Source organism: Paenibacillus marchantiophytorum (genome assembly GCF_014640555.1).
Taxonomy (GTDB): Bacteria; Bacillota; Bacilli; order Paenibacillales; family NBRC-103111; genus Paenibacillus_E; species Paenibacillus_E marchantiophytorum.
In genome coordinates this window covers 107,890-131,871 of record NZ_BMHE01000002.1, presented here as the reverse complement: position 1 = coordinate 131,871, position 23,982 = coordinate 107,890, and the positions used below count along the sequence as shown (strand labels likewise).

23 protein-coding genes and 1 pseudogene are annotated in these 23,982 nt (G+C 46.5%); 6 read left to right on the top strand and 18 right to left on the bottom strand.

Annotated elements, in window-relative coordinates; genetic code table 11:
• Positions 1-31: 31 nt before the first annotated feature.
• From IEY34_RS02960 to IEY34_RS02950, 3 genes are all read right to left on the bottom strand, one after another.
• A complete protein-coding gene (locus IEY34_RS02960) occupies positions 32-1,165 on the bottom strand; it encodes an HD-GYP domain-containing protein (protein ID WP_189007378.1) in 1,134 nt (377 codons plus the stop codon).
• Between the two features lie 117 nt (positions 1,166-1,282).
• Positions 1,283-2,095 (bottom strand): undecaprenyl-diphosphate phosphatase, encoded by an 813-nt coding sequence (locus IEY34_RS02955; RefSeq protein ID WP_189007375.1) that lies wholly within the window; start codon positions 2,093-2,095, stop codon positions 1,283-1,285.
• Positions 2,096-2,212: 117 nt separating this feature from the next.
• Positions 2,213-3,667, bottom strand: a complete 1,455-nt coding sequence (locus tag IEY34_RS02950; protein ID WP_189007372.1) for a bifunctional metallophosphatase/5'-nucleotidase — start codon at positions 3,665-3,667, stop codon at positions 2,213-2,215.
• Between the two features lie 270 nt (positions 3,668-3,937).
• Here IEY34_RS02950 and IEY34_RS36485 point away from each other — a divergent pair, with 270 nt between their 5' ends.
• The 3 genes from IEY34_RS36485 to IEY34_RS02935 are packed head-to-tail and all read left to right on the top strand — an operon-like array spanning position 3,938 to position 6,826.
• Entirely contained in the window at positions 3,938-4,639 is a 702-nt protein-coding gene (locus tag IEY34_RS36485; RefSeq protein ID WP_189007369.1) for a molybdenum cofactor biosynthesis protein MoaE, read from the top strand.
• A gap of 57 nt (positions 4,640-4,696) precedes the next feature.
• A complete protein-coding gene (locus tag IEY34_RS02940; RefSeq protein WP_189007955.1) occupies positions 4,697-5,725 on the top strand; it encodes a ThiF family adenylyltransferase in 1,029 nt (342 codons plus the stop codon).
• 48 nt (positions 5,726-5,773) lie between these two features.
• Complete coding sequence (locus tag IEY34_RS02935) at positions 5,774-6,826, top strand: HD-GYP domain-containing protein (RefSeq protein WP_189007366.1); 1,053 nt, start codon at positions 5,774-5,776, stop codon at positions 6,824-6,826.
• Between the two features lie 16 nt (positions 6,827-6,842).
• Here IEY34_RS02935 and IEY34_RS02930 read toward each other — a convergent pair whose 3' ends face one another.
• The 6 genes from IEY34_RS02930 to IEY34_RS02905 all read right to left on the bottom strand — a co-directional run bounded on the left by IEY34_RS02930 (position 6,843) and on the right by IEY34_RS02905 (position 11,745).
• The gene (locus IEY34_RS02930) at positions 6,843-7,232 is read right to left on the bottom strand and encodes a DUF350 domain-containing protein (RefSeq protein WP_189007363.1); all 390 of its coding nucleotides are present in this window, start codon (positions 7,230-7,232) and stop codon (positions 6,843-6,845) included.
• Positions 7,229-7,876: a hypothetical protein gene (locus tag IEY34_RS02925; RefSeq protein ID WP_229757443.1), complete on the bottom strand. Its 648-nt coding sequence runs from the start codon at positions 7,874-7,876 to the stop codon at positions 7,229-7,231. Before IEY34_RS02925 ends, IEY34_RS02930 begins: the two co-directional genes overlap by 4 nt.
• Positions 7,873-9,069, bottom strand: a complete 1,197-nt coding sequence (locus tag IEY34_RS02920; protein WP_189007360.1) for a glutathionylspermidine synthase family protein — start codon at positions 9,067-9,069, stop codon at positions 7,873-7,875. The genes IEY34_RS02925 and IEY34_RS02920 overlap by 4 nt, the downstream gene beginning before the upstream one ends.
• 4 nt (positions 9,070-9,073) lie before the next feature.
• On the bottom strand, positions 9,074-9,880 hold the full coding sequence (locus IEY34_RS02915) for a hypothetical protein (RefSeq protein WP_189007345.1): 807 nt from the start codon (positions 9,878-9,880) through the stop codon (positions 9,074-9,076).
• Complete coding sequence (locus IEY34_RS02910; protein WP_189007342.1) at positions 9,877-10,098, bottom strand: hypothetical protein; 222 nt, start codon at positions 10,096-10,098, stop codon at positions 9,877-9,879. Before IEY34_RS02910 ends, IEY34_RS02915 begins: the two co-directional genes overlap by 4 nt.
• Positions 10,099-10,635: 537 nt before the next feature.
• Positions 10,636-11,745, bottom strand: a complete 1,110-nt coding sequence (locus tag IEY34_RS02905) for a C40 family peptidase (protein WP_189007340.1) — start codon at positions 11,743-11,745, stop codon at positions 10,636-10,638.
• A gap of 227 nt (positions 11,746-11,972) precedes the next feature.
• Here IEY34_RS02905 and IEY34_RS02900 point away from each other — a divergent pair, with 227 nt between their 5' ends.
• Positions 11,973-12,401, top strand: coding sequence for a PH domain-containing protein (locus IEY34_RS02900; protein ID WP_189007337.1), 429 nt, complete (start codon positions 11,973-11,975; stop codon positions 12,399-12,401).
• A 350-nt stretch (positions 12,402-12,751) separates the two neighbouring features.
• On the opposite strand, the gene sufB is transcribed toward IEY34_RS02900, so the two are convergent.
• From sufB to IEY34_RS02860, 8 genes are all read right to left on the bottom strand, one after another.
• Positions 12,752-14,149: a Fe-S cluster assembly protein SufB gene (gene sufB / locus IEY34_RS02895; RefSeq protein WP_189007334.1), complete on the bottom strand. Its 1,398-nt coding sequence runs from the start codon at positions 14,147-14,149 to the stop codon at positions 12,752-12,754.
• A gap of 61 nt (positions 14,150-14,210) precedes the next feature.
• Entirely contained in the window at positions 14,211-14,645 is a 435-nt protein-coding gene (sufU, locus tag IEY34_RS02890) for a Fe-S cluster assembly sulfur transfer protein SufU (protein WP_189007332.1), read from the bottom strand.
• Complete coding sequence (locus tag IEY34_RS02885) at positions 14,632-15,858, bottom strand: cysteine desulfurase (RefSeq protein ID WP_189007330.1); 1,227 nt, start codon at positions 15,856-15,858, stop codon at positions 14,632-14,634. Before IEY34_RS02885 ends, sufU begins: the two co-directional genes overlap by 14 nt.
• Positions 15,855-17,150, bottom strand: coding sequence for a Fe-S cluster assembly protein SufD (sufD, locus tag IEY34_RS02880; protein WP_189007304.1), 1,296 nt, complete (start codon positions 17,148-17,150; stop codon positions 15,855-15,857). Before sufD ends, IEY34_RS02885 begins: the two co-directional genes overlap by 4 nt.
• A gap of 53 nt (positions 17,151-17,203) precedes the next feature.
• Positions 17,204-18,034: a Fe-S cluster assembly ATPase SufC gene (sufC, locus tag IEY34_RS02875; RefSeq protein ID WP_056834503.1), complete on the bottom strand. Its 831-nt coding sequence runs from the start codon at positions 18,032-18,034 to the stop codon at positions 17,204-17,206.
• A gap of 163 nt (positions 18,035-18,197) precedes the next feature.
• Positions 18,198-18,770 carry a DUF1802 family protein gene (locus IEY34_RS02870; protein ID WP_189007302.1) on the bottom strand — a complete coding sequence of 191 codons (573 nt, stop codon included), beginning with the start codon at positions 18,768-18,770 and terminating at the stop codon, positions 18,198-18,200.
• Positions 18,771-18,905: 135 nt separating this feature from the next.
• Positions 18,906-19,076, bottom strand: coding sequence for a hypothetical protein (locus IEY34_RS02865; protein WP_189007299.1), 171 nt, complete (start codon positions 19,074-19,076; stop codon positions 18,906-18,908).
• A gap of 90 nt (positions 19,077-19,166) precedes the next feature.
• The gene (locus tag IEY34_RS02860) at positions 19,167-19,616 is read right to left on the bottom strand and encodes a Dps family protein (protein ID WP_189007297.1); all 450 of its coding nucleotides are present in this window, start codon (positions 19,614-19,616) and stop codon (positions 19,167-19,169) included.
• Positions 19,617-19,818: 202 nt separating this feature from the next.
• Between IEY34_RS02860 and mtnK the strand changes: the two genes are divergently transcribed.
• Together mtnK and mtnA are read left to right on the top strand one after the other, a co-directional pair.
• Positions 19,819-21,045, top strand: a complete 1,227-nt coding sequence (mtnK, locus tag IEY34_RS02855) for an S-methyl-5-thioribose kinase (protein ID WP_189007293.1) — start codon at positions 19,819-19,821, stop codon at positions 21,043-21,045.
• Positions 21,042-22,115, top strand: coding sequence for an S-methyl-5-thioribose-1-phosphate isomerase (gene mtnA, locus IEY34_RS02850; protein WP_189007288.1), 1,074 nt, complete (start codon positions 21,042-21,044; stop codon positions 22,113-22,115). Before mtnK ends, mtnA begins: the two co-directional genes overlap by 4 nt.
• Before the next feature lie 104 nt (positions 22,116-22,219).
• Here mtnA and IEY34_RS02845 read toward each other — a convergent pair.
• Positions 22,220-22,955: pseudogene (locus tag IEY34_RS02845) on the bottom strand (Rpn family recombination-promoting nuclease/putative transposase).
• Between the last annotated feature and the right edge of the window lie 1,027 nt (positions 22,956-23,982).

Sequence of the window (23,982 nt, the reverse complement as noted above, 5' to 3'; positions counted from 1 at the left end):
GGTTCTTCACATTTGTTATCTCTATTGTATCTCAAAGGAGTGTCGGTATATGCGAATCAGCATCCAAATCATCCACTTTAATCTCCCCAATTTCTGAAATTAAGATGGAAAGCTTCGTCGATAAATCAATCTCGTAGGGATCTTTTAACACGGTCCCCGCTTCATTCTGCAAGACGCGTACGATCGGTCTATGCGGTACAGCCATATTAAGTTTGGACACAATGCCGTATTCCCCTGTGTTCAGCCTTACGGTGATCCCCAAAGGATAGATGGCAATTTTGTCGCGAAACAGCGCAATCTGGCTTTGATCATACATCGTGCCTGAACCCGCAAATAACTGCTCCATGGCTTCATGAGGCAGGAGCGGTCTTCGGTAGACCCTCGTTGTCGTCATCGCATCATACGAATCCACAAGTCCAATCCATTTGGCAAATTCGTTAATATCCGATCCATGAAGACCGCGAGGGTATCCGCTTCCGTTCACACGTTCGTGATGCTGGAGCGCACAATGCGCCGATAGCAGCGGAATATTCGGTTCGTCTTTTAGAATTTGGAAGCCATAGTGGGTGTGATTCTTCATTTCATTAAATTCTTCTGTCGTCAACTGGGATGGCTTGCGCAAGATACCTAGAGGGACCTTGGTCTTGCCGATATCGTGCAATAAAGCCCCTAATCCAAGTGTTTCCAAATTTTCACGGCTGTAGCCATAGCTAATTCCCAGCATAATCGCGTAAATGCTAACATTCACGGAGTGTTGAAACAGATAGTTATCTTTAATATTCATATTATTGAGCATCACCATCGCACCCTCATGAGCGCTCAAGTCATCAATAATCATATTCATTACATCACGGAAATTACGTCCGATATCATAGTAGTTAACAGCCCCGCGCTTATTCGAGTCTTCCATGACTTTCTTGAACGTATTTCGAATTTCGATCACAGCTCTGGTTCGAGTCTCGTCCTGGATAACATCTTCTTGAATGACGTCGTCCGTTCTCGAGTCTTCAATATAGATATAATCGATGCCATATGAAAAAAGCCGATCAATTAGTCTCTGAGTTAGCTCCACGTTAACGGCCAACAACACCATACCATCGTCGTTGTAAATATTCTTGGCCAGCCTCATTCCAGGATGACACATGTTGATCGGCATTAACAGCATTTAAGGACCCCCGCTAGCTGAGCGTTATTTTCTATCTAAATGTAATAGATTTCACAAAAAAGTTCAACACAAAAAACCGCATCATTCGACGCGGTTCGCTAAAAGATTAAATTAAAGTTACTTTAAGAACATATAAAGTCCGAAAACGATAGCAACAGCGAATCGGTAGTAAGCAAAATACGTTAATTTCATGTTTTGAACAAACTTGATAAAGGAAACAACCGCTAATAAAGCTACGATGAAAGCTACGATAAAACCAACCGCGAAAAAGGGCAAATCCGTGGAAGAAAGTGCGTCATAATTTTTCAAAAAGTACACGCCTGATGCGCCAAACATAATTGGAATTGCCATGATAAACGTGAAATCTGCAGAAGCTGCGCGGCTTACGCCAGACAGCATGCCCCCGGCAATCGTTGAACCGGACCGTGAGAATCCCGGCCAGATGGAAACTAGCTGCCACAACCCGATGAAGAAAGCCTGACGATACGTTAAGTCATCCAAAACCATCGTACTCGACTGGGCTTTTTTCTTTTCCGCAATGATCAGCAGAATCCCGCCCAAGACCAGACCAACGAGGACCGTCGTGGTGTTAAACAGCTTCTCATCGACTACATGGCTAAATTTTAAGCCAATCACACCCGCAGGCAAAATACCGATCAGGATATGCAGCAAGTTCAATTTCTTGCCGGTTCTGCTTTCACTTTTTCTTTTCACTAAACCAAACAAGGACAAAATACGTTTCCAATAAATGATCACAACAGCCATAATGGCACCCAATTGGATGACAAAATCAAAAGTTTTCATCACTTGATCATTTTCTGTGTTCAGCAAGCTTTGCGCTAGAATCATATGCCCCGTAGATGAGACGGGCAAAAACTCGGTCAAGCCTTCGACGATCCCAATGATGATCGCTTCAAAAATAGTATGCATGGTTTCCCCCTAATTTGTGAGAGTTGATTAATTGAAGCCTGTCCAATTATATATTCTACTTGCAACTTAGTGAATCTGACAACTTTTTTGCTAAAGCTTTACATGAACTACATAATTTCAGCTTGCCGAACTACTCAGATCCGTGAACCGCAAGCTTTGACTTTGGGCGATCGCTTCCTCGTTGCGCAGCTCGACAGCTAGCACATCGCGAATAAATTCCGGCAGCATGTACCCCACTTCCTTGCCGCGGCTGAGCGATAAATAACCGGAGCCGAACGTAAACATATCAATCGTGCCCACCACGTAGTCACGATCAAGCTCAAGCAGCTTATCGCCTACATGAACGGCGAGAATGCGTTCATAGGGTGCTCGGGAGCTGTCCACGCAGACGGTTAATCCGTCTACACTCAGCACGCCCAGCACCTCGCCCCGGAAGCCTAAGCCGCGAATCGGCTTCTCCATGAACTCGTCAAGCTGCGACTCTTCGAGCGCTTGCAGGAGATCTGCCCCGCTGAGCAGGAAGCGGCAGGGGTTGATCGGCCCTGGGCAGATTTCCAGCAATCTGCCGCGGGTGAGCCGGCCCTCCTTCAGCCCCTGAAGGAGCTGGCCGCTGTTGACCAGCCCGATCTCGGCGCTGGTCCAGCGGCGAATCCCTGCGGCAAGCAAGTTGCCGAGCGGGGATTCGCCGTACCAATCCAGGCGCAGCGGCTGCCGCAGCTGCGCCACTTCTTCGTCCAGCGCCGCTGCGCTGGCGATGCGGTAATACTCCAGCAGCGCCGCCACGCTGCTGTCTTCTTCGCTCGCGTCCGTCATCGGGACGACGCGGCCGGTCAGTTCCACGATGCGGCGCTGCGCCGTATCGTAGGCAAGTTCCAGGTGGCCGGCGTATTGTCCGAACTTGCCGGCCGCGCCAATATAAGTGCCGCTGAGCAGCAGCGGCTCCTCCAGAACATGATGTGTATGTCCGCCCAGGATCACATCGATGCCTTGCAGCTCCTCAGCCATCCGCTGGTCCGTCCCCAACCCCAAGTGGGACATCACAATCAAGATGTCCACCTGAGGGCGCAGAAGCCGAATTTGGGCTTCTACCGCCTCAAGCGGATCTGTCACCTGCCAGCCGAGCAGCTCATAATAGGTTTGATACGCCGCCGTTACGCCAATCAGCCCAATCTGAAGCCCGGATTTCGCTAGAATAAGCGAAGTCTGCATCCATTCCGGCGTTTGACCCGTTGCCATATCGATAATATTACTGCCGATAACCGGGAATGCGGCATGTCTTTGGACAACCGCACTTAATAATTCAGGTGTAAACGTCAGTCCCTCATTATTGCCGATCACCATAGCCTCATAGCCAGTTGCATTCATGATTTCCAGATTGGCAATCGCATTCGTTCCTTCTGTCTCAGGACGCATCCGGTCCATATGATCCCCGATATCCAGTGTCAGCACCTGATCAGCCGACCATAAGCGGCGCACACGATCAAAATACGCGCTGATTTTGGGCATTTGTTCAAAATGACTGTGAAGATCATTCGTATGCAGAATAACGAGTCGTTGCAAATGCTCTGACAAACCATTCACCTCTCTTCCCAGGTTTTAGCCAGATCTAACCCTGTCTAATCTTATGCGTCCACAATACCGCTCATTTCCTAATTTTCAATTCGTCGACGGTCGCTTTTGACATTCAGACATTCACTGCTGCCGTCGGGTACATAAAGACGAATGGGGTACCCTTTATTGAGCGGCTCACCCGCTGAGGGCATGACCCATTATACCATTTTCAGAAGAAAATATGGTATGCTGTAAGGGATTGCGACCCTATAAGCTATTAGGAGTAGACCCATGAACCTACACATCCAACTATTCGCAGGTCTGGTTGACCTGTTCGGGACTTCTGTCCTACTCATAGAAATTCAGGAAGAACATATTGCTATTCAAGACCTTAAAGCTCAGATCGCCACCCGCTATCCCGCAGCTGCCGAACAGCTGAAATCCTGCTTTTTCGCCAAAAATCAAGCCTATGCAGGCGACCATGAGAGGGTCACAGCCTCCGATGAATTGGCTCTCATTCCACCCGTTTCAGGCGGACAACCCGTCTTATATGAAATTACACACGAACTGATTGATGTTGGTGCTGTGACAGCCAAAGTCAACCATCCGAATCACGGAGCTTCCCTTGCCTTCATCGGCACAACCCGCGAAATGACTTATGGACAGCGTACAGTCCTCTTGGAATATGAAGCCTACACGCCCATGGCCTTGAAAACAATGGAAGCCATCGGCCAAGAAATCGACGCCAAATGGCCCGGCACGCTGTGCGCTATCACCCATCGTTTGGGCAAGGTAGCGATTGCTGAAGCCAGCGTAGTCATAGCGGTATCTTCTCCGCACCGTGCGGATTGTTATGAAATCAGCCGTTATGCGATTGAACGCTTGAAACAAATCGTACCTATTTGGAAAAAAGAAATTTGGGAAGACGGTTCCGAATGGAAAGGCAGTCAAACTGGCCCTTGGAACCCGCTTGAGACGCCATTATCTGAATAATAAGAGTGGAGATGATCCCGCGTGGACACACATTTACATAGCGAACAGACCGATACAATAGATTCTCGTTATTCCCGCCAAATTCTTTTCTCCCCTATCGGTACGGAAGGACAACGCAAGCTAATGAATAGCCGGATCGCTATCGTTGGCATGGGGGCGCTCGGGACCGTGCTTGCCAATCATATGGTACGTGCCGGTGTCGGATACGTGCGTTTAATTGACCGCGACTTCGTAGATACCAGCAATTTACAAAGACAAATGCTCTATGATGAAGAGGATGCGAACACAACAACACCCAAAGCCATAGCTGCTGCAAAACGGCTTGAGCTTGTTAATTCTCTGGTTCGCATTGAACCTCATGTCACTGATCTTAACGCTACGAACGCGGAAGAATTGTTAAGCGGTGTAGATCTCATCTTGGACGGAACAGATAACTTCTCGGTTCGCTTTCTTATTAATGATGTCAGCATCAAACTGGGGATACCTTGGATCTATGGCGGCGCCGTCGCTTCCAGAGGTGTCTCTTTGACAATTATTCCTGGACAAACGCCATGCTTACGCTGCTTGTTCACACAAGCTCCCGCAGCAGGCACGACAGAAACTTGCGATACAGCCGGTGTGATCGGCGGAATCATTCATATCGTTGCTTCCTTTCAAGCAACCGAAGCTCTTAAACTGCTTGTAGGCGCCCAGGAACAGTTGAATCTCAAAATGCAGCAATGGGACCTCTGGTTCAATCAGCAATCCGCCATCCGTGTAGATAGTGCTAAGAAACCAGACTGTCCTGCTTGCGCTATGAAGCAATATGACTACTTGGAAGCCAGCATAGAAAGCGACACGATCCAATCCTTATGCGGACGAAATTCCGTTCAAATCCATCCTGTTGTTCCTTCCACCAAACAGCTTGAGTACTGGGAAGAACGCTTGAAACCGCTGGGGCCCGTTGAGAAAAATCGCTTTCTATTGAAGTTCCAAGCCGCTCCTGATTTGCAGTTGATCATTTTCCCGGGAGGCCGTGTTCTGATTCAGGGAACGGATGATTTAATTCAGGCCAAAAGTCTTTACAGCCGTTATATTGGGATGTAGTATTAATACGATATACCTACTGATATTAGGACTAGGAGAGGAACTTCTATGCGTATACACGTCTTGCAATTAATCGTCGGTGATAAACTGCTTTCTGATTCCTACAATACGGTAGGACTTCATCTGCTCTCAGCCGGAACGGTTTTGGATGCAAGTGATATTCATATGCTCAATCGCCACAATGTAGATTATGTCGATATCGAGCCCAGAGCGAATGGGCTCGATCTGACAGAGCATAACGAGATTCCCAATCGGCAAGCCAACGAATCGCAATTATTGAATTTCCAGAACTCGATCACTGCCATCAAAGATATCTTCACTTCTGTCAGCACAGGCGGATCTATTGACAACGACTTAGTGGAATCCGCTTTCAATCCGCTTATCGATAGTTTTCAGGAAGAGAAAGACGTTGTTTCTTTGCTGCTTTCTTTAACTAGTCAAGACGATTACACCTACCAGCACAGTGTTCAGGTCGGGATGCTTTCCTACTATATTGCCAAATGGATGAACAAAAGCGAAAAAGATGCCCTTTACATAGGAAAAGCAGGCTATCTGCATGATATCGGCAAATGCAAAATTGACCCGGATATCCTGAATAAGCCTGCCAAATTAACCAATGATGAGTACAATGAAATCCAGAAACACACCATTTACGGCTACGAAATCATTAAAAGCTCGATGAAGGACAACACACTTGCCCTTGTGGCGCTTCAACATCATGAACGCATGGATGGCTCTGGTTATCCGATGCGCAAAAAAAGTACGGAAATCCATTCTTTTTCTCTGATTATTGCCGTTGCGGACGTCTACAGCGCCATGATCTGCAAACGCGTATACCAGGAGAAACGCGATCTGCTTATCGTGCTCAAAGAACTTCACCGAATGAGCTTTGGGCAGCTTGACCCGAAGATTACCCAAGTGTTTATCCGCAACATGATTCCCAACTTTATCGGCAAAAAAGTATCTTTGAGCGATGGACGTATCGGCACGATTGTGATGACCAATCCTTCCGATTTCTTCCGACCGCTCATTAATATTAACAATGAATTCTTAGATCTGTCCCAGCTGCAGGATATCGAAATCAAACAAATTGCGATTTAACAGTGAACCTCAGCGATTAAATAATCAAACTGCTGACTGCGATAGCAATGCCAATGTAGACCGCAGCCAGCAGGGTGCCAACCGCCACATTCCCCTCTTTTAATTGATCCGACAGCTTCACGCCCGGCGTCAACCAATCAAAAACCCAGTACGTTGCTACTAAACAAACATACCCCACAGCGAACCACATGCTCATATGCCAAATTGACGAATTCGTATAAGCAGCAATCCCTAATATGATCCCGGTCGCCACAAACTTCCCGCCCATGGCAAGACTAACAGCGACATTCCCATTGTTGATCTCCTCCATATCCCGATAAGGCGTCATTAAACTAAATATATACATACCTCCAAATTGCAGAAGCACTATCACGAATAAACTGATCACAACGTTCAAAACTATCATTCCGCCCACCCCCGAAATTTCGCCATCGATTGATCATAATTGCTGAAATCATGAACTTCTTCCAAAACAACAGGCACTTCCTTTTTATCTTTAAAGCTTTGATAGCGTTCCTCTGGAATAGGCTGCTTCACTTTCTGTCCTGTTGGCATTTCGGCCACCGCGAAATAACGAAACTTGCCCTCCAACTCCGTTTTATACACACCGATTAACTTCACATCCGTTTTGATCTCCACTTTCAGCTCAGCCAGATCCTTATCTGCTTCTTCCTTGGTCTTGAACGTCTTGATCGGTTTCCACTGTGACAACGTCACATCATTCTTCCCTTGGCTGTCTGTTTTCATGGTCGCTTGCATATAAGTAAGCACCCAAACTTGATCTCCCGTTGCAAAACTTTGATCATTGGAAATCCGTTCATTATTAGGCAGCAGCACCATATCGCCATCCAACAGATCTCCTACCTTCGCTTGCTGGACCTGATAATCCCAAGGCACTTCCCCATTCGCACCGCTTACGGTCGCTGCATTTCCCGATGACCCCTTGCTGAGCACGGATGGTGTCTTATTAGAGGCTACACTGCATGCACGAATGATTAAAATAAGTACGATGAAGACGACGATAAAAATCCAAATTCGCCTTTTTTTCAAGTTGCTTTCACTCCAATCGCTACAAATTGACTCGAATTTCCTGTAATAATGCCACCTGCTCTTCCTAAAAGCCCGCAAGGCGTTCCATTCAGAACGAAAAGTCCTGTCAGCAGATACCTCTTCCCGTGGGCGAAAGTGAGTTCAGGCAAGTCAGCACGCTCTTGATACACGCGACGAAAGAACACACTTGTGTCAAAGCCTACTTCATCTTTGACTTCAATGTCTCCTTGAGCGTTATAAAGCTCTACGGAGCCGCCCTCCCTGCCGAACATCGACTTGGATACATAGTCTCCTTTGAGCTTTGGTGCTGTGTAGGTAGGCAGCATATACGTTCGTATGGCGCGATGCTCCTCCTCTGTGAAATAGGCCGAATGCTCCTCGTGCAAGCCCCAGATGAAAGCTTGCAGCCCTTTAGATTGGATAATTACCGCATGCAAAGGATTGAATAATTCGATGAATCGCTCTTCGATCGCATAAGAGAACGCCTCACCGCCTTCATCGACCCCCATCCATTCCTTGGGATAAAGCGCAAACATTTTCGTTATGATGTGATCCTGGCCAACTTTAACGACACCTTCATCAATCCAGAGGTCAAGACAGTCCACGCATGTTATCTGTCTTCCGCTATGAGCAACTAAGGCATCCAGAGTCCCTGTATCTTCCACATGCTTGCCATAAGCAATGCAAGCCGCGTGATCAGGCGCTTCAATGTCCCAAGCAGCTCGGATCAAATCCTTCATCGCTTCATTCGGCGAGTCCAAGCCTTGCTCTCGGCATAACCACGGTGTGGCTATCGCGGCTTCCACATAGCCAGTTGGTGTATCCGCATTAAGCTCCAGCAATTTAATTTGACCTTCTTGATTCACTGTAAAATCAAACCGCGCATATCGGCTGATGAATCCCTCCGCGTTAAGTTCTAATCGATCCAACCCATCCCAGAGAACTTCAGGAATCGATAATTGTTCATAGTAGTCGCGATTCCCTTTGACATACCGAACTGCTTTATCAAACACACGCCATAGATGCTCAGCGGCATGAATTAATTCATCGTATGATTTTCGTTCCATCATCACGAGCTGATCAATCCAGTATGTCTCTTCTTCCAAATCAGCCCACGTAAAGCCCAACTCTGCCAGCTGGTACACTCTTGCTTCTCTCTCTGGGGACGGTGTGCCCCTCACTTCAAAAACCACTGAACTAACCCCCTGAACTGGACGAGGAGCCCGATGAGGAACTGAAGCCGCTTGATTTGCCGCCTATGCTGCCGGATGACGTTGATGTTGATTTGGAACTGGATGTTCCGGAGTTGCTGACCGATCCTGAAGTGCCTGATGATCCTGTCTTCCCTGCTGTTGTTCCTGTTGACTCAGTCGTTCCTTTCTTCCCTGCCGTATCTCCCGTAGTTCCTGCCACACCAGTCGTTCCTGAAACGGCACCAGTAGTCGACTTAGACCCAGCAGCCGTTCCGGAGGTGCCCGTCGATCCCGTCTTGCTAGTTGAAGATTTATTCGTCGTAAAAGTCCCCGTGCCACTGGATGTCGTCGGTGTTTTCGTCGTGGAACGATTGGAGAAGGTGCTCGGTTGGTACGTTTTGGTCACATAAGGCGTATTGGAACGATAATAATAAGATCGGTGATTATTCCCCCAACTACTTGAAGAATAAGGACTTACACTATTAATAATCAAACCATAAAGCAACAAATCATCCCAACCAAAACCACTTCCGCCACTAACTTGATTCACGATAATGGGAGCAGTACTGCCTACCGTCCCGCCAGTGCCCGTAGGTGTTGGAGAAGCAGCTGGCTTAGCTGATAATAAAGGAATGTTCCAATCCGTCGATGGATCATAATAGGATTTCACCTCATCTGAAGACCATTCCACCAGTTTCGCTGCCCCGGTATTGGGGTTAGGCGACTCCGCGGCATGTGCCGGAAGCAGCAAGAGATGACCGGCAATGAACAGGCTTAATGACGCGGATAGGACTTTAAGCGGTCGTTTCACGGCCGACTCACGCCCCCATCTAAACTAACCGTCACGAGTAATATTTCAAATACATCCAAATCCAAATTCAACCTGCCTTCAATCATTTCATATTCCTTGCCGCCAACCAGCACGAAATTAGCTGCATTTAATGCTTGAACTAATTTATCATCCCAAGGACGATCACTGATTTTCTGAAGCTGTCCGTCCGCCAATTTTTCGTAGAGCGTAATAGTCATCCGATTGTTCCTCCTTTAACCATAACTACATACTAAGTAAAACGCAGGAGCAACCGATTTGTTTCATTATGTCAGTAAAATAATAAAAGGGGGCCGCCTCAAAAGGCCGTTGGACCTTGAGCTACGCTCCCTTACGAACTCAATAACCTTTATTTGATCAAAATGGTGCAGTCAAAATATCTAACGAATTCCCGATGCGCTATTTCAAGTAATCGATCACTATTCCACCTATAAACTACTCCTTAACACCTTGTCGGTTCATTAAATCTCCAGTAAAGCTATTTTCTCGTCTATAAGCATCACACAGTTCATTAAAGATTGTGCTGGGGCGGGGCTCAACGGCTCGGCGAGGTCGGCAGGTCGGCAGGGCTCGACGGCTCAGCGGGTCGGCAGGTCGGCAGGGCTCGACGGCTCAGCGGGTCGGCAGGTCGGCAGGGCTCGACGGCTCAGCGGGTCGGCAGCTCAGCACCACTTCCGTCAACATAGCAAAGAGGCTGCTCCTCAGGTTTTCACCCTTTGGAGACAGCCTCTTGCATGTTAATATACAAAACGTTTCGCTTTAAGAAAGGTTGCTTTCCAATAGGCTTTATCGATACTTGAGATTTGAACGCCATCTTTGGGTTCCGGTGATGCGTGCAGCATCTGCATATTTCCAATGTAAATCCCTACATGTCCAACCGTCTTGTTGCTCTTGAATCGACCTGGCACGTAGAAGAACATTAAATCGCCTTTTCGCAAAGATTTTCGGCTTACTAATGTACCTTCCGCTGCTTGTTCGCGGGCAAGTCGCTGAAGCTTAACGCCATATTTCCCATATACATACTGCGTAAATGTGGAACAGTCGAATTTCCCTGTTTGGGGATAGGGACCGGTACCGAACTTATATTTTACACCCATATATTGCTTGCCTTTATTGACCATTCCATTAATATCAATGTTTTTGATCACAGGTCGCACCTCCTCTTGCCCAGAAGGCGACCATACTTGGAGCTCGTCTTCACTTTGTACATTCTTCGAAGCGGGATTAGCACCCTTTCCTTCTCCTTTGAAGGGGTCGTCAGGATCCTCCCCGAAAGCAAGCTCCGGCGAATTGCCTCGCGGGTCATCTGCATCTTCATTGGCAATTGGGGCGACTGGAGATGGATGAATTTTCACCTGATTGCCGCTCACTTCATACGACATGTCATCTTGAAATAAATCGGCCAGCGAGGAAACTGGCAAGTAAGCAGCGTCCCCTTCTTTGATAAAAGGCTGGCTGACCTTAATGTCGTACCCGTCTTTCTTCGCTTTCGTTGAGTTCAACTGCAATTCGTAGTTTGCATCATTATCGCCGATTAAAAGCTTTTGGCTGGCTCCATCCAAATCTGACTGGAATTTAAGCGTTTGGATGAGTTCACGAGCATCAACATAATTGACATTGTTAATCACTTTAATTGGGATTACAGCATCGTCATTACCTAATCTGTTCACGCTGCCGCCCGGTTGCGATAAGCTCTGTGCTGTTGGATTGCCCGTACCTGATTGAGTCGGTGAATTAAGGGGTTGAACAGAATTTTTGGGGCTCACATGATTGCTCCCACAAGCTGTCGTAGTCGCCATCATGACGACCATGCTACCTATTGCCGCTACTTTGAGCCTTTTCCACATACCTACTCTTCTCCTTTAAAGACGCATTTATGATCCTTAATAGAGTGAGAAAAGCAGCATATAAATATGCATCAAATACAGACATACTCACGTGGAGCATGTTCCCAGTATTGCCGGCGTATAGGATTGTATCCGTGCTGACCATTCTTGATACGGAATGGAAGAAGAAGGGAATTCCTTCTATATGTCGAATAGTGGGCGTAGTATGAAAAGGAGGAGTGATCGCAATGGCTGGCTTTTTGAATGGTCTACTAGGCAATTTTTCAGAGGTTTCCATTGAGGAACTGACTAGACAGTATGGTATTTATCTGATGCCGGATGAAAAAGTAACTACAGGTTTTAAATTAGTTCGAGACTCCTTTATTGTGACGAACGAAAGAATCATCCTTATTGATCATCAAGGCGTCACAGGCAAGAAAACAAGAATTGCTTCCATTGACCTTGATTCTATCTATGAAGTGACGATGGAAACGTCCGGTACAGGGTTTGATGACAGTGAATTAACGATCCACTACATCACCTCTCCGTATTACAAAGCCAACGATGCCAAAACAGCCACTTATAAATTCGAGTTCGGCAAGAAATTTAATCTTCAGCCTTTCTATGTCGCAATTCATTCATTGGCTTCTCAAAACCGCAAACGTCTCAATAATTAAAATAGCTCCGCCGCGTAGAGAGATGAGCAACCTAAATGCGATGAAATCCTATTAAGGGAACTGTGGGACGCTATTTTGGCAAATAGTAAGGATACGAGGGCAATAGCGGAACTACAGGGTCTTACTTCCACAAAAAGCTCTGAATTTCACAGCAAACAGCAAAATAGCGCCCTGTAGTTCCCGCACCCCCGCGATAATGACACTTTTGGCTATATTAGCGTACTGCAGTTCCCTTACCTCCGCACGCAAACTGGATAATCTTATTTCAGCCAACTTCGCGGTTTATCAGCAGCCATTCAAAAAAAAGCGTGCCCGATTTCCTCGGGCACGCTTTTTGATAAGCAGATCGGTTAACCGATGCTGCCTTCCATTTCAAACTTGATGAGACGATTCATCTCAACGGCATATTCCATTGGAAGCTCTTTGGTGAATGGCTCAATGAAGCCCATAACGATCATTTGCGTTGCTTCAGCTTCAGTCAAACCACGGCTCATAAGGTAGAACAATTGATCCTCAGAAACCTTGGATACTGTTGCTTCATGCTCCAACGTGATGTTGTCGTTCATGATTTCATTGTATGGAATTGTATCCGACGTCGACTCGTTATCGAGAATCAACGTGTCACATTTAATGTTTGCTTTGGAACCTTGGGAGTTGCGTCCGAAGGATGCCAGACCGCGGTACGTTACTTTACCGCCATGCTTGGAAATCGATTTGGAAACGATCGTTGATGTTGTATCCGGAGCCAGATGCGTCATTTTGGCGCCTGCATCTTGGTGCTGGCCTTTGCCTGCTACAGCGATGGAAAGAACCATCCCTTTAGCGCCGCGGCCTTTAAGCACAACTGCTGGATATTTCATTGTCAGCTTGGAACCGATGTTGCCATCAACCCATTCCATTGTAGCGCCTTCTTCGGCAACCGCACGTTTGGTTACGAGGTTGTAGATGTTAGGTGCCCAGTTTTGGATGGTTGTGTAACGAGCACGGGAGTTTTTGAGACATACAATCTCAACTACCGCACTGTGAAGGGAGTTTGTGCTGTAAATAGGAGCTGTACAGCCCTCTACATAATGCACGAAGCTTTCTTCGTCGGTAATGATCAAGGTACGCTCGAATTGACCCATGTTCTCGGAGTTGATACGGAAGTAAGCTTGCAATGGAACTTCACATTTCACGCCTTTTGGCACGTAAATGAAAGAACCACCGGACCAAACCGCACTATTCAACGCAGCGAATTTGTTGTCGGTTGGCGGAATAATGGTTCCGAAATATTGTCTGAACAGCTCCGGATATTCACGAAGCGCCGAGTCCGTATCTGTGAAGATAACGCCTTGGTCTTCGAGTTCCTTTTGCATGCTGTGATAAACAACTTCGGATTCGTATTGTGCCGATACACCAGCAAGGAACTTTTGTTCCGCTTCTGGAATACCCAGCTTGTCGAATGTTTCTTTGATTTCTGTAGGAACTTCTTCCCACGTTTTACCTTGCTTCTCAGAAGGTCTTACGTAGTACTGGATATCGTCAAAATCAAGATCATCCATGTTGCCGCCCCAACGCGGCATCGGCATTTTGAAGAATTGCTCCAATGATTTCAGACGGAATTCCAACATCCATTCCGGTTCGCCTTTAATGCGGGAGATTTCTTCAACGATTTCACGAGTTAAGCCTTTACCCGATTGGAAAATCGATTTGTGCTCATCTCTAAAACCATATTTATAATCCTCGAGATCCGGCATTTGTTTAGCCATGATTCATTCCTCCTTAGTGCTTTGGTATTGCTTAATCAACTGCTTATTTATCGCTTGCGCGTTAGTTATCCGTCTTTTGGGACTGTTCGATACCTTTGCGGAGCGCATTCCATGCCAGTGTTGCACATTTAATCCGCGCTGGGAATTTATTTACCCCAGATAAAGCCTCTATATCTTCATATTCAAATTCCACGGATTCGCCCTTCATCAGGCCAGAAAAGTTTTCAGCCATCTTCAGTGCTTCTTCGATCGTCTTGCCTTTGACCGCATCCGTCATCATAGATGCTGAGGATAAACTGATCGAACAGCCTTCGCCTGTGAATTTGGCCGCTTTCACGATGCCCTCTTCCACCTGCATTTGCAGTGAAATTTTATCACCGCAAGTTGGATTGTTCAGATCAATCGTAACGGCTTCGCCTGACTCAAACTTCCCACGGTTGCGCGGTGTTTTATAGTGATCCATAATCACTCTGCGGTATAAATCATCCAATTGCATGGCCGAAGTACTCCTTTGTTTTTTGTAAGGCCATCACAAGACGGTCAATATCTTCTTCCGTATTATAGAGGTAAAAGCTTGCACGAGCTGTGCTGCTTACTTCCAACCATCTCATCAAAGGCTGTGCGCAGTGGTGACCAGCGCGGATTGCAACTCCCTCCGCATCCAGAACCGTGGCTACATCATGAGGATGTACATCCCCCAGATTGAAGGTTACGAGTCCGGCACGGTTCTTCAATGGTCCATAAATGGTCAGATCTTCAATCTGAGCCATGCGCTCCATTGCGTAATTCGTGAGTTCCATATCGTGCTTGAAAATGTTGTCCATGCCGACTTCTTGCAAGAAATCAATCGCCGCGCCGAGACCAACAGCACCCGCGATGATCGGCGTTCCACCCTCGAATTTCCAAGGAAGTTCTTTCCATGTTGATTCATACAAATCAACATGATCGATCATCTCGCCGCCGAACTCCACAGGCTCCATGTTTTCAAGCAATTCTTTCTTCCCATACAATGCCCCGATTCCAGTAGGGCCACACATTTTATGACCGGAAAGTCCGTAGAAATCACAATCGAGATCCTGCACATCCACTTTCATGTGAGGTGTGCTCTGCGCGCCGTCAACCATGATCTTCGCGCCATGTTTGTGGGCGATCTGGGCGATTTCCTTGACCGGATTAATAACACCAAGAACATTGGAAACATATACGATCGATACGATCTTCGTACGATCCGTAATGACATTTTCAACGTCACTGAGCAAAATCGTACCGTCAGGCTGTAAAGGAATATATTTGAGAACGGCTCCTGTTGCCTTGGCGGCTTGCTGCCAAGGGATTAGGTTGCTGTGATGCTCCATCGGCGTGAGGACGATTTCATCGCCTTCACGCAAGACCGATTTCGCATAACTGCTTGCCACAATGTTAATAGCCGTTGTTGTGCCTCTAGTGAAGATAATCTCTTGTTCGCTGGATGCCCCGATGAACTTAGCAACCTTCGCTCTAGCCCCTTCATAAGCATCTGTTGCACGAGAACCTAGTGTATGAACCCCGCGGTGAACGTTCGCATTGTCCCACTCATAGTAGTGCTTCAGTGCCTCAATGACCTGAATTGGCTTCTGGGAAGTTGCCGCGCTGTCCAAGTACACCAGAGGATGACCGTTCACTTCTTGTTTGAGAATGGGAAAAAGTTCACGTATCTCAGCAGGTTTCATTGTCCCAGCTTCCTCTCCACTAAGCTTTGCAGCTGTTCTTCAACGCTTTTAATTGGAATAACGGATACAACAGGTGCCAAGAATCCGTAAATAATTAAGCGTTGAGCTTCTTCTTTGGTAATACCACGGGACATCAAGTAGTGAACTTGCTCTGCATTCACTTGACCAACGCTCGCGGCGTGACCTGCTTTTACATCATCTTCATCAATCAACAGGATCGGGTTAGCGTCGCCGCGTGCTTTGGGACTGAGCATTAGCACTTTCTCTGTTTGTTGACCGTTACAGCCCGTTGCGCCTTTTTCGATCTTGGTAATCCCGTTGATAATCGCTGTTGCGCCATCTCTCATAACGGCGCGAGTAATCATATCGCTTGTCGAAGCTTTCCCCCAATGAACAGCGCGTGTTGTCAGGTTCAGCTTTTGCTCTTGTGTGCCTACACAGATCACTTTGGCATCGGAATCAGAACCTTTGCCTTTGAGAATCGATGTTGTGTCGGACAATGTATTCCCGTAGTTCATTTCGCCAACAACCCACTGCATACTAGCATCATTGTCGATAATGGCACGACGGTAAGTCAGATCCGTTACGGATTCTTCCAAATTATGAATAGATGCGTAATTCACTCGCGCACCCGGTTTTAGGAAGATCTCAACGACGCCGTTCTGTACGAGCGGAGCTCCGGATAGAGCAGAAACGTAGTTATCTACATACGTTACTGAACTAAACTGCTCAGCCACAATCAAGACATGCGGTGCAAATGTAGCTTCTGCATCATCAGTAACAAACAACGCTTGAAGCGGAATATCTACACGGACTTCTTTGGGAACATAGATGAAAATGCCACCGTTCCAAAGAGCTGCATGCAAAGCTGTCAGTTGATTTTCGTTCGCTTCGATCGCCTTCATGAAGTAAGGCTTCACGAGATCAGCGTGATCGCGAATCGCCGTTTCCAGATCCGTGAAAATCACGCCTTGCTTTTTCAATTCTTCAGAGACTTGGTTGTAAACAATCCCGGAATTGCGCTGAACGATCAAGTTATCTGCATTTGCTAAACCCTTGGCTGCTTCCGGCAATGCATCAATAGAAGCCAAAGGGGCTTGCGTTTTATAGGAACCGTAAGAGGAAATGCTCCAACGATCAATTCTCGTTTTCTCTAGTGCAGGTAATTCCAATGAATTCGCTAGCGTTAACCCTTCTGTACGAAGGGCAGTCATCCACTCCGGCTCTTGCTTGCTGCGGGAGAGCTCGATGACAGCGCTCGAATCTATGGAAAGTGTTGTTTGAGTACTCATGGTATTCCTCCTAATATATGGACCTTTGGTCATAGACCAAAGTCTCTCCTCCTTTAGTACTTCGGTCCTGGCGTGTTCATAGGAACTTTGAATTCTTCCGTGTCTTGACCAACGGTTTCATCCACGATGCCGAGTTCTTCTTTGATCCAGTCGTAACCTTCCGCTTCCAGACGCTCTGCAAGCTCAGGACCACCGGATTTTACGATGCGACCTTGCATCATAACATGTACAAAATCAGGTTTAACGTAATTAAGCAAACGTTGGTAATGCGTAATAATCAAGAAACCGCGTTCTTCACTGCGCATTGCGTTCACGCCTTCAGCTACGATGCGCAAAGCATCGATATCAAGACCGGAGTCAATTTCATCCAAGATGACGAATTTCGGCTCAAGCAACAGCATTTGCAGAATTTCGTTACGTTTCTTTTCCCCGCCGGAGAAGCCTTCGTTCAAATAACGGTGCATGAACTCAGGGTTCATCTCAAGTTGTTTCATCTTCGCTTCCATTTGGCGAATGAACTTGATCAAAGATATTTCATTGCCTTCACCACGGCGAACATTCATTGCGCTGCGCAAGAAGTCAGCGTTTGTTACGCCCGTGATTTCACTTGGATATTGCATCGCCAGAAACAATCCTGCGCGCGCTCTTTCGTCAACAGCCATTTCGAGAACGTCTTCACCGTCTAATGTAACGCTGCCCTCGGTTACTTCATATTTCGGATGCCCCATCAAAGCGGAAGCCAATGTACTTTTACCAGTACCGTTAGGTCCCATGATGGCATGAATTTCTCCGCCCTTGATTTCCAAGCTAAGACCTTTCAAAATTTCCTTTCCTTCGACGTTCGCTTTAAGACCGTCTATTGTAAATGTTGATGAATTCGCCATTTCTTTAAGCCTCCATAATGTTTAAATGTACTAGCATGAATGACAACCAACTGACTGATTATCACTGATTCTCATTAGAATAATTCTATTATAACTTACTATGACAAATCAAGAAAGGGCAGTTGGGCGAAATAGGCAAGCATTTTCTGAAAATGCTACTTTTTTATGAAAACAAAGTACGTTTAATTTCCGCAACTTGCCGCGCAAACGCCTCATCGCTCAAAACTGGCGTCATAGAAGCATTTTCCATCACATCTGCCGAAATCTCGATCCATGACTTGCAGCCTAAATAGGCTTGTTCGATTGGAATCTCCAACGGTTGGTCCAATTTATACACTCGCAACAACATGATATGCAGAGGGTTCTTGCGCTTCCACTTCAGTCTTTCTTCCGTGAAATTCTCCGTCCAGATGTGAAAAGGAAACAGTTTATTCAACTGTTCTTGATCACTGATTTCAATATCTTCGACCATCGTGGCAAACGTGCTGATTTTCACTTGCGCATCATCTGAGCTCCAGCCTGCTAAGGTTTCGTCGATGACACCGCGATACTTATCTTTCAACAGTTCCCTTCTCTGATGCTCATAAGTCGGATAGAGAAAGAAATCATTCGATTCGACTTGAAAATCTCTCGTCTCCTCAACAATACCTCCTTTACGCATAATGAAAATTTGCTGTCCATCTTCAAGTGCTTGAACGGCAGATGCCCATTCTTTCAGAGCCTTTGGATTCCCCATGACGCCAACTCCTCGTTCTCCTCATTAATCCATTTATTATAAGGAATTTCGGGAAGCAAAACAAACTGGTGCCAGAAAAGTGCACAAGAACAACACAAAGGGATGAACCGATAGGGTCCATCCCTTTGACTTTTTCTATTTAGCATTCTCCGCATAATAGGTCGGCTGCATGCGGGCAAACTGTTCTTGATTCTGTTTCATCGGATTCGGATCTGTCATATCGCTTGGCGAATCCGCGGCAAAGGCGATCATAAGAAGAAAGCAGCAAGCAGCAAGAACAAGCAGGACGTTCAGAAATTTCATCACGATGAGATCCTCCGGACTGTTTTGCTCTCAGTATAGCCACCATTTATCAATCTCATGTTTGCACCGATTGAAGATTTTGTAAATTTACCGCTAGCCGAGGAACGATTGCAGCATCCAACGATGCTTTTCCAAAGAGGTTTGGATGGCCAGCAGCATGTCTGAAGTGGTCTCGTCCTGAACTTCTTCACAAGCTTGCATCCCAGCTTTCAATTCTTGCGTAAGAATTGTAAAATCTTCAATGACAGCCTCGACCATTTTGGTGGCCGATTCATTTCCTAAAGCTTCTTTCAATGAGGATAATTCGATGTAAGCCTTCATGGTTGCCGCTGGCTTTCCACCAATAGAAAGCAAACGTTCAGCCAACTCGTCCACATGGAGAGCGGCTTCATTATATAGCTCCTCAAATTTAACATGCAGCGTAAAAAATTGATTGCCTTTTACATACCAATGGAAATGGTGCAGTTTCACAAACAGCAAGCCCCAATTGGCAATTTGCTTATTCAGAACAGCCGGAATCGTTTGTGTTAAAGTCGTCGTCATGATCGTAGCCTCCCTAAGTTGTCTTAAATCACGTGCTTGTACACGTTAATTTACGTAAGAGACCGTTATTTTATGTAGATTGTGCAACATTTAAGAAGTTAGTATTTCAAGCAGCAACAATTTGTCTTATACTAGGGAAAGATGAATAATACAGAGTAACTTAGTTGGAATTAATTCCACTGACTCATAGGAGGCTTTCGATATGTCCACTTATCATCCTTTATCGGAAATTCAAGCTATTGAATATGCTCGTCAAATCCCGAACTTGTTCCAAGCAGATTCCGATCTCACAAGCCATGAAATTGGTGACGGCAATTTAAACCTCGTGTTTCGCATATCTGAAATAGCGACCGGGAAAAGTATCATTTTGAAGCAAGCTCTCCCTTATGCCAAAGTTGTTGGTGAATCCTGGCCGCTAACGCTGGACCGTGCGCGTATAGAAAGCGAAGCGCTTATCATTGAAGAAGCATTGAATCCTGATCTCGTACCGCATGTTTATGCCTATGATGCTGATCTTGCGTTAACGGTCATGGAAGATTTAAGCGATCACGTTATTATGCGTAAAGGGTTGATTGAAGGCAACCAATATCCGCTTTTTGCTGAACATATCGGACGCTTCCTGGCCAACACCCTATTCTTCACTTCCGATTTGGGCAAAAACCAGCAAGAAAAGAAAATCCAGCAAGGTCGATTCATCAATCCTGAGCTTTGCAAAATAACCGAGGATTTGATTTTCGATGATCCTTACCGCGATGCCGAAACGAACAGTATCGAAGCTCCTATTCGCGATGCTGCTGAACAGCTCTGGGCTGATAAAAACTTACACTTTGAAGTAGCGATTCTCCGCAACAAATTTTTGACCAGTGCTCAAGCCCTTCTACATGGCGATCTGCATACAGGAAGTATTTTTATTAAACCTGATTCGACAAAAGTCATTGATCCTGAGTTTGCCTACTATGGCCCAATGGGATTCGATATCGGCGCGGTATTAGCAAACCTGATTCTTAATTTCGCGGGGCAAGAGGGCTGGAGCACAACGAGCGAAAGCCGCACCGCCTATCGCGCCTACTTATTGCAAACGGTTAAAGACGTATGGACGCATTTCGAAGCCAATTTCCGCGCACTTTGGAATCAGCATGGTGTTGATCGTGTTTTCCAAGCTGCCGGATATCAAGATTATTTCTTGGCTGAGCTGCTTAAAGATACGGTCGGTTTCACCGGCGCCAAAATGGTCCGCCGCATCGTCGGACTTGCGCATGTTGCTGATATTGATAAAATTGAAGATGCTGCCGCAAGAGAACGTGCTCAACGATTAGCACTTGCGATTGGTACTTCCTACATTCGCACCAATCGTCAAATCACATCCATCGATGAGCTTATTGCCATCGCCACCAAAGAAGCTGCTGCAGAAAGAGGATTTGCCCTATGACAAATGATAATTTAACAAATGAGATTCAAGGCGCTTTGCAGTCCTTGCGTTGGAATGGACAGCAGCTTGATCTTCTTGATCAACGGCTGCTGCCGGAAGAAATCGTATATTTGCAGCTGGATACAGCCACGCAAGTGTGGGAAGCGATTCAGCACTTGAAGGTTCGCGGCGCACCTGCGATCGGGATCGCCGCCGCGTATGGGGTGTATCTCGGCATCCGCGAGCTGGATGCTCCGACCAACGGGCTTCTGGCAGAAGTCCAGAAGCAAGCGGACTACCTGGCGACGTCCCGTCCGACAGCCGTGAACTTGTTCTGGGCGCTCGACCGCATCAGGGCGCATGCGGTTAGCTTGGCAGCCGCGGGCGTTAGCCCGGCTGCTTTCAAGGAAGCGCTCCTCGACGAAGCGCAGAAGATTCAAGCGGAGGACGAGGAGACGAACCGCCTTATCGGCGAACATGCGTTGACGCTGTTCGAAGATGGCTTCGGCGTGCTGACGCACTGCAACGCCGGCGGTTTGGCCACAGCGAAGTACGGCACGGCGCTAGCGCCGTTCTACTTGGCTAAGGAACAAGGCATGAACATCAAAGTGTTCGCCGATGAGACTCGGCCCGTGCTGCAAGGCGCGCGGTTGACAGCCTTTGAACTGCAGCAAGCCGGCGTCGACGTGACGCTGATCTGCGACAACATGGCCGGAGCGGTTATGTCGAAGGGCTGGATCCAAGCGGTCATCGTTGGAACAGACCGTGTGGCTGCCAACGGTGACGTAGCCAACAAAATCGGCACCTACAGTGTGGCCGTGTTGGCTAAGGCGCACGGCATCCCTTTCTACGTGGCGAGTCCGCTCTCCACGATCGATCTGAATACGCCAACAGGCGGAGATATTCCGATTGAGGAACGCCACGAAGATGAGATTACACAGGGCTTCGGCAAGCGTACAGCACCCAAAGGCGTGAAGGTATATAATCCTGCCTTCGACGTAACACCTAATGAATACGTGACTGCGATTATCACGGAAAAAGGAATCGTGCAAGCTCCCTATAGCGAGAACTTGCGCAAGCTTTTCGAATAATTCCGGCTTCGCGGAACTCGATTATAACTTTCTCTTCAGATCTAAATCGAGCAGGCCCATGCGCAATTGCATGGGCCTACTCTTTTTGTTTTATCGTCGATTAATCAGTGACTCACTATTTTTTGGATTTCTTCTTCAGAAAGGCCGGAAGCTTTGGCAATCACGGAGATATCTACGCCAAGAGCAAAAAGATCGCGGGCCATATCTGCCTTCCCTCTAGCTTTTCCTTCCGCCCAAGCTCCTTCTGTGCGGGAAACCTCATCGCTCAAATATTTCATACGAGCATTGTACGCCATGCGTGTCGCCCTATCCTGACTCAGAAATTCCAACGTGGTCATTGCTTTTTTCAGCATCGGTTCATTCACGGTTAACGCCTCCCAGTTTGGTTGATCGACACCCTGTAGAAACAACAGCCAGTTTACCAGTCCGCCTGCCATGGAAACGGCACGATCTTTTAACTTCGTCAATTCGATAACATGTACTTCGATATCATCATCCAAGGGAATACCAGTAACATCTTCTCGTAGGTGGAAAATATTATGGTATCGATCATTGGGCAAACAGGAATAATTCAGAATATTGATGGTTACACACTTCTTCAATAAATTATAGTTTTCACCTTTTTTGATCTGATGGTAGTACATTTCGCTCCAATAGAACAGCGTACGCTTCTCCATATTGTAGGGGTTGAACAATTGCATCTCTATATTAATCAGTTTACCTTCTGTTGTTCTGGCTTTAATATCTAGGATCTAGAAAAGCCAACAGCACATCCTTGTTATTTTCACTGCCAAATATTTTTTTGAAAATAAAGTCATTCCGCGCGTCGAGCGATACCATGTGATCACACTTCAGTCTTTACAATTAGTATATCATAGCAAGCTGCATACATTGTATCCGAACCAGTGAAAAATCATTCTTTCTACCTCCACAGCTGTCCGCCTTATAAAAGCCTCCAAAAGCGAAAGAACCTAGCCTATGGCTGCTAGGTCACCCAGTCAATGAACTTTAGCGCAAGCCTGCTTACGAACTCCACAACCTTTATTTGGCCAAAATCGCTCATTCTGAAAATCTAATGAATCCCAGAAGCTCTATTACAACCAAATGATCACCATTCGGCCAATAAAGTGCCGGATAACGCCAACTCCGTTCATTAAATCTCCAAAGTAGCCATTTTCTCGTCTATAAGCATCCTACAGTTCATTAGTTGCACTTGGAGACCAAAACCTCCAAAACAAAGAAGTCTGCGGTGGACGCCAATAAGAAAAACCTAAACTACTGCTAGGTCACCCAGTCAAGGAACCTTAGCAAGCCTCCTTACGAATTCAACACCCTTTATTTGGCCAAAATCGCTCATTCTGAAAATCTAATGAATCCCAGAAGCTCTATTACAACCAAATGATCACCATTCGGCCAATAAAGTGCCGGATAACGCCAACTCCGTTCATTAAATCTCCAAAGTAGCCATTTTCTCGTCTATAAGCATTCTACAGTTCATTAGCTGCACTTGGAGACCAAAAACCTCCAAAACAAAGAAGTCTGCGGTGGAAGCCAATAAGAAAAACCTAGCCTATGGCTAGGTCACCCAGTCAATGAACCTTAGCAAGCCTCCTTACGAATTCAACACCCTTTATTTGGCCAAAATCGCTCATTCTGAAAATCTAATGAATCCCAGAAGCTCTATTACAACCAAATGATCACCATTCAGCCAATAAAGTGCCAGATAACGCCAACTCCGTTCATTAAATCTCCAAAGTAGCCATTTTCTCGTCTATAAGCATCCTACAGTTCATTAGCTGCACTTGGAGACCAAAAACCTCCAAAACAAAGAAGTCTGCGGTGGACGCCAATAAGAAAACCTAAACTG

Excerpts from the sequence above, each read along its gene's own strand:
- mtnA (WP_189007288.1), top strand. The coding sequence starts at position 21,042 with ATGACAAATGATAATTTAACAAATGAGATTCAAGGCGCTTTGCAGTCC.
- IEY34_RS02960 (WP_189007378.1), bottom strand. The coding sequence starts at position 1,165 with ATGCTGTTAATGCCGATCAACATGTGTCATCCTGGAATGAGGCTGGCC.
- IEY34_RS02935 (WP_189007366.1), top strand. The coding sequence starts at position 5,774 with ATGCGTATACACGTCTTGCAATTAATCGTCGGTGATAAACTGCTTTCT.
- sufC (WP_056834503.1), bottom strand. The coding sequence starts at position 18,034 with ATGGCGAATTCATCAACATTTACAATAGACGGTCTTAAAGCGAACGTC.
- sufB (WP_189007334.1), bottom strand. The coding sequence starts at position 14,149 with ATGGCTAAACAAATGCCGGATCTCGAGGATTATAAATATGGTTTTAGA.
- IEY34_RS02860 (WP_189007297.1), bottom strand. The coding sequence starts at position 19,616 with ATGACGACGACTTTAACACAAACGATTCCGGCTGTTCTGAATAAGCAA.
- IEY34_RS02900 (WP_189007337.1), top strand. The coding sequence starts at position 11,973 with ATGGCTGGCTTTTTGAATGGTCTACTAGGCAATTTTTCAGAGGTTTCC.
- IEY34_RS02870 (WP_189007302.1), bottom strand. The coding sequence starts at position 18,770 with ATGGGGAATCCAAAGGCTCTGAAAGAATGGGCATCTGCCGTTCAAGCA.
- sufD (WP_189007304.1), bottom strand. The coding sequence starts at position 17,150 with ATGAGTACTCAAACAACACTTTCCATAGATTCGAGCGCTGTCATCGAG.
- IEY34_RS36485 (WP_189007369.1), top strand. The coding sequence starts at position 3,938 with ATGAACCTACACATCCAACTATTCGCAGGTCTGGTTGACCTGTTCGGG.
- IEY34_RS02930 (WP_189007363.1), bottom strand. The coding sequence starts at position 7,232 with ATGATAGTTTTGAACGTTGTGATCAGTTTATTCGTGATAGTGCTTCTG.
- mtnK (WP_189007293.1), top strand. The coding sequence starts at position 19,819 with ATGTCCACTTATCATCCTTTATCGGAAATTCAAGCTATTGAATATGCT.
- IEY34_RS02955 (WP_189007375.1), bottom strand. The coding sequence starts at position 2,095 with ATGCATACTATTTTTGAAGCGATCATCATTGGGATCGTCGAAGGCTTG.
- IEY34_RS02885 (WP_189007330.1), bottom strand. The coding sequence starts at position 15,858 with ATGAAACCTGCTGAGATACGTGAACTTTTTCCCATTCTCAAACAAGAA.
- IEY34_RS02910 (WP_189007342.1), bottom strand. The coding sequence starts at position 10,098 with ATGACTATTACGCTCTACGAAAAATTGGCGGACGGACAGCTTCAGAAA.
- IEY34_RS02905 (WP_189007340.1), bottom strand. The coding sequence starts at position 11,745 with ATGTGGAAAAGGCTCAAAGTAGCGGCAATAGGTAGCATGGTCGTCATG.
- sufU (WP_189007332.1), bottom strand. The coding sequence starts at position 14,645 with ATGCAATTGGATGATTTATACCGCAGAGTGATTATGGATCACTATAAA.